5 protein-coding genes are annotated in these 4,547 nt (G+C 62.8%); 1 reads left to right on the top strand and 4 read right to left on the bottom strand.

Going from position 1 to position 4,547, the window contains the following annotated elements:
* Nucleotides 1–127: 127 nt before the first annotated feature.
* The 4 genes from dosR to AC2VOG_RS19295 all read right to left on the bottom strand — a co-directional run bounded on the left by dosR (nt 128) and on the right by AC2VOG_RS19295 (nt 3,414).
* Nucleotides 128–778 carry a hypoxia response regulator transcription factor DosR/DevR gene (dosR, locus tag AC2VOG_RS19310; RefSeq protein WP_486941435.1) on the bottom strand — a complete coding sequence of 217 codons (651 nt, stop codon included), beginning with the start codon at nt 776–778 and terminating at the stop codon, nt 128–130.
* Between the two features lie 72 nt (nt 779–850).
* Nucleotides 851–1,699, bottom strand: coding sequence for a universal stress protein (locus AC2VOG_RS19305; protein WP_486941434.1), 849 nt, complete (start codon nt 1,697–1,699; stop codon nt 851–853).
* A gap of 272 nt (nt 1,700–1,971) precedes the next feature.
* Nucleotides 1,972–2,403, bottom strand: a complete 432-nt coding sequence (locus tag AC2VOG_RS19300; RefSeq protein WP_486941433.1) for a pyridoxamine 5'-phosphate oxidase family protein — start codon at nt 2,401–2,403, stop codon at nt 1,972–1,974.
* Between the two features lie 51 nt (nt 2,404–2,454).
* On the bottom strand, nt 2,455–3,414 hold the full coding sequence (locus tag AC2VOG_RS19295) for an Acg family FMN-binding oxidoreductase (RefSeq protein WP_486941437.1): 960 nt from the start codon (nt 3,412–3,414) through the stop codon (nt 2,455–2,457).
* Nucleotides 3,415–3,688: 274 nt separating this feature from the next.
* Between AC2VOG_RS19295 and AC2VOG_RS19290 the strand changes: the two genes are divergently transcribed.
* On the top strand, nt 3,689–4,510 hold the full coding sequence (locus AC2VOG_RS19290) for a slipin family protein (RefSeq protein ID WP_486941436.1): 822 nt from the start codon (nt 3,689–3,691) through the stop codon (nt 4,508–4,510).
* Nucleotides 4,511–4,547 lie beyond the last annotated feature (37 nt).

The following is a 4,547-nucleotide window of genomic DNA, read 5'->3' as shown; positions in this document are numbered from 1 at the left end:
CGATCCGGTCTTGCACCTCAGCGAGGAGTTCGCGTAATCGAAGTTGCGACAACGTATCTCGCACCGAGGGCACCGCACCGGCCCGCTTCGCTGAATCGGTCACGAGATCACAGTGCAGTGGGCGGGATCATCGCCTCGCACGCTCGGTGGATTCGAGTTTGGATGCGAACACCGCAGCTTGCGTTCGCCGCTCCATGCCGAGCTTCGCCAGCAGCCGCGACACGTAATTCTTGACCGTCTTTTCGGCAAGGAACATGCGAGCGGCGATCTGCTTGTTGGTCAGTCCCTCGCTGAGCAGACTCAGCAGAGTTCGTTCCTGATCGGTCAACCCGACAAGCGGATCGCTGCGTTCGGCCGCACCGCGGAGCTTCGCCATCAACACCGCAGCAGCCCGATTATCCAGCAGCGATTTGCCTGCACCGACATCTTTGATCGCTTGAGCGAGCTCCATGCCCTTGATGTCCTTGACCACATAGCCGCTCGCGCCGGCCAGTATCGCGTCGAGCATCGCCTCGTCGGAGGTGAACGAGGTCAGCATCAGGCACCGCAAGTCGGGAATGTCTGACAGCAGATCCCGACACAATTCGATCCCACTGCCGTCGGGCAGACGGACGTCGAGAACTGCGACGTCGGGCCGGACCGCTGCGATTCGGGTCATTGCTTCGGCCACCGATCCGGCTTCGCCGACCACTTCCAGCCCAGGATCGGCGCCTAGTAGATCAATGATCCCGCGGCGGACCACCTCGTGGTCATCGACGAGAAAGACACTCACAACCATGGTGGACCCTCCGTGAGATCGGTGATGCGGCGCTGGGCTCTCAGTCTTGACATTCATCATGCGCGATACCTGTCAAAGGTGCTGACGATCGACAACTAAAACCACGCAGTCAGAGGTGGCCAGGGCGCCGTAGCCGGCCGCCCCGACGACCTCGCGCACGTGACCCGGGCCGCGGGCGCTGACAACCACCAATTGCAGCTGCTCAGCATGCGCCTTCAGATAGCCAGAAAGTGGACCGTGCACGGCAACGGACTCCGCACGAAGATCGGGATAACGAGCTCGCCATCGCGCCAAGCGACGATCTAGCTGCGCCGCTATCGCCAGATCGCCTGTTTGGGCGGTTGGGGGGTCCGAGCGAGGTGGTTGCCAACATCTGATCACCCGTAACGGGGCATCGCGCATAGCCGCCTCCCGGGCGGCCGTCTCAAGCAGGAGTCCGTTATCGGGCGCATCGCCGGTCACCGCCAGGATGACGTTCGAGTTCGGGCGGACGGCGGGCGTGCCTCCGTGGAGGATGGCAACGGCACAATGGGCAGAGCCGGCCACGGCAACGGCAGTCGAGCCAATCCGACCGTGCCGAAAGTGGTTTGACCCGACAGCACCGATGCAAATCATCGCCGCGAAGCGAGACACCCGAATGAAGGCCTCGGCTGGGTGTCCGCGAATCACGTCAGTTTCGACCTTCACCGGCTTCTTCGTGGACTCGACGGCCCTGAGGACGCCACCGATCCACTGTTCGGCCCTGGCCGATTGAGAAGCGATATCGTCCGAATTTGACGTCCCGCTCTCGAGTATGTGGACCAGCCGAAGCGGGATGTCGTGGCTGACAGCCTCATCGACCGCCCACAGCGCCGCACACCGAGCCGCCACCGATCCGTCGACGCCGACCACCACGGCGGGCTGTACGGGCACGTCTTCCATAGGACACTCCGGCCTCAACGCTCCGGCAGACAGATGCCGACACTTGTGCGGAAAGGTTATTCGGTGACTCGGTTATGTATCTGGGGCCGAAAGTCCTCACCTGCTCAGCGTTGGTCCCGCCGCGGACATACGTCCACAAAGAACCGGCCATTGCTCCCGGCGGCATCGGGCTGATGCCCAAGAGCGGGAATCGCCGTGAGGGCGGCACCGGTCCGGCCCGCCAAAGCGTCCTCAAAAGGGCTGGGCGCCAGAATGTTCGGGGGCACAGCGTTTCAGGCTAAGGTGGATTCAGTCTCGGGCTCGGGACCGAACTGGAAGCGGCGCCCGGTGATCGACGCCGGCAGAATCCGAACGTAATGCTGCTTCAACGTCGCAGTCCAAGGCAGCAGCTGTGCGTGATCGGCGCGCTGAATGTCCTCATTCGTGCGCAGCATCCGAGCTGTTCCCCGCACAATCGCACTCCAGCCTCCGCTGGCACCGTGACCGTCGGCCTCGAAAAGCACACGATTGTTGATCGCGGAACTCACCAGCTTCGTGCCTTCCGCCGTCCGGAAAAGCACCGTGCGATCTTGGACGACGAAGTTGACGGGAAAGATCTCCGGCTGGCCGTCAACGCTCGTGACGAGCCTGCCCAAGGCCGCGCCACTCAGCAGCTCCCAACTTTCGCTCGCTGAGAGGACGGTGACAGGTTCGATGGTCGTCATACCGACGAGGCTAAGGAGTCTCAGCGGCCCGCTCACAGCGGCACATGTCGTCTAGGCGAGGGCCTTTCGGCCCTCGAAAGTACGGATATCAAGCACCTCGTCGAGGGGTAGCCGCGGCGTCGCGGCCAGCGGCATCTCCATCGGCGGCGCGAGGCCAACTCTAATCAGCGCTTGGGGTTGCCCACCCCGAGCGGTCAAGCCCGCAACAATGTCGCGGCTTTCGTCGAGTTCGATCAGGTGGGTCAGGGTGCACGTCGCCATGCCGGCTGCCGTGCACTCCAAAAGCACCCGGGAAAGGGCTTCACCACTGTGCAAGACCGACATTCGCGAATCGTCCGCCGTCGACAAGACCACGATCCTCGATTGGTCGGCGTCGTGATCTCGGCGCCGGTCAACGGTGCTGACGACGGGGAAGTCTCTTTCGACGTCCACATGAGCGGCTTCGGGTGAGGTCGCGAGGTTTTCCGGCGGTATCCCCTCACAGAGCGCGAAAGGAGCCGTCCAAGAGCGCAGTTCGGTCTCATACGCGGCATCATCGCGACGCAGGTCGGACGTGAGGCGCGACGCGCGGGCGAGGCGGGGGCGGGCTTCATCAGAGATTTCGTCCAACATCATGACGCTGTCTTCGACGGATTCCCGAAGCACGGGTATAAACCACGCCCAATACGAGGGCCGTCGAAATGGGAGCCGGTCGGTGCGGCGTTCCAGGATGGCGTCAGCGCGGTTGCGCTGCACTTCGGTGACCGAGCTGAGCGGGCGAAATTCCAGGGTTGCCAGCTGATCGCGGTTTTTGGGATCGGGGAATCGTTCGACTTTCGCTCCCCAGCCGGCGGTTTCCATCGCAACGCGCGCATGATCGAGCATCGCGCCGCAACTGATGATCGCCTCGCGACCGGAATGGTCCGCGACGCTCACGAGCCGGCGCCGGTCGACGAACAGGTGCAACGCCTGCCCATCGAACACCCAATGCCATGGCTGGCTGTTGTGTATCGAGGGCGCGCGGCATGCCACGCTCAGCGCACTCCTGACGACCGCAGCGCCCGGTGTTCGCTCTGCCACGACCAGCCTCCGATTCCACACTCCCCGATTGGACGTTACCGATCGCGCCACGTCGCGCCAGGGTCATTAGACCTCAGCGGCAATCGACTGCGCGTCGGCTCAGGGTATTTCGCCTACGCCTTAGGGACTTCCGACCGCTGGCTTCGGCAAACCGAGGACTCTAGCGTGTGGTATCGGCCTCCTAGCCGTCCTTACCGAAGGAGTCGCTGTGAGCCAAACCGCAGCACTGATAACAGCTTTGGCCGCCTTGATCGCCACGCTGCTGCTGGTCGCATCGATCCGGATCGTGTGGCAATACGAGCGGGCTGTTCACTTTCGTCTTGGTCGGGTGGTGGGCATCCGCGACCCAGGGCTGCGGTTGATCGTTCCTTTCATCGACCGACTCTGGAAAGTGTCGATGCGCATCGTGACGATGCCGATTCAGTCACAAGGCATCATCACCCGGGACAACGTCAGCGTGGATATCGCTGCGGTCGCCTATTTCCGCGTCATCGACGCCCGCAAGTCAGTGGTCGTCATCGAGAATGTCCACGCCGCAATTGATCAGATCGCGCAGACCACGTTACGTAATGTTGTCGGGCAGCACTCTCTTGACGACGTGCTTGCCCAAACCGAGAAAATCAACGCCAGCATCCGCCAAATCCTCGACACCACCACGGTCGAGTGGGGCGTGGAGGTCACCCTGGTGGAACTCAAGGACATTCAGTTACCTGACAGCATGAAGCGCGCCATGGCGCGAGAAGCCGAAGCCGAGCGTGAAAAACGGGCCAAGATCATCGCTGCAGAAGGTGAAGCCCGGGCTGCTGCCGCACTCGGTGACGCGTCGGACACCATGATGAAACACCCCCTTGCCCTCCAGTTGCGAAACCTGCAGACCCTTGCCGAACTCGGCGTAGAGAAGAACACGACGGTCGTCTTCCCCGCCCCGCTGATGAGCGCGATTGGTGAGCTGACCGGCTTCTTGACACGTGAATCGGCGGCATCCAGCTCTCTCGACGGTGACGGAGCGCACGAACACGCGCTGCCCCGCACCGCCAGCAAGCGCTGACCGCCCCCGTCGTCGACTCGATCACCCCCGCTAAGCC

This window comes from Mycobacterium sp. TH-M11 (assembly GCF_057473725.1).
The sequence above is the reverse complement of the archived record's forward strand: the minus strand, read 5'-3'. Positions and strand labels throughout refer to the sequence as shown.

What these genes read in the sequence shown, in the direction of transcription:
- dosR (WP_486941435.1), bottom strand. Translation starts at nt 778, where the DNA reads ATGGTTGTGAGTGTCTTTCTCGTCGATGACCACGAGGTGGTCCGCCGC.
- AC2VOG_RS19305 (WP_486941434.1), bottom strand. Translation starts at nt 1,699, where the DNA reads ATGGAAGACGTGCCCGTACAGCCCGCCGTGGTGGTCGGCGTCGACGGA.
- AC2VOG_RS19300 (WP_486941433.1), bottom strand. Translation starts at nt 2,403, where the DNA reads ATGACGACCATCGAACCTGTCACCGTCCTCTCAGCGAGCGAAAGTTGG.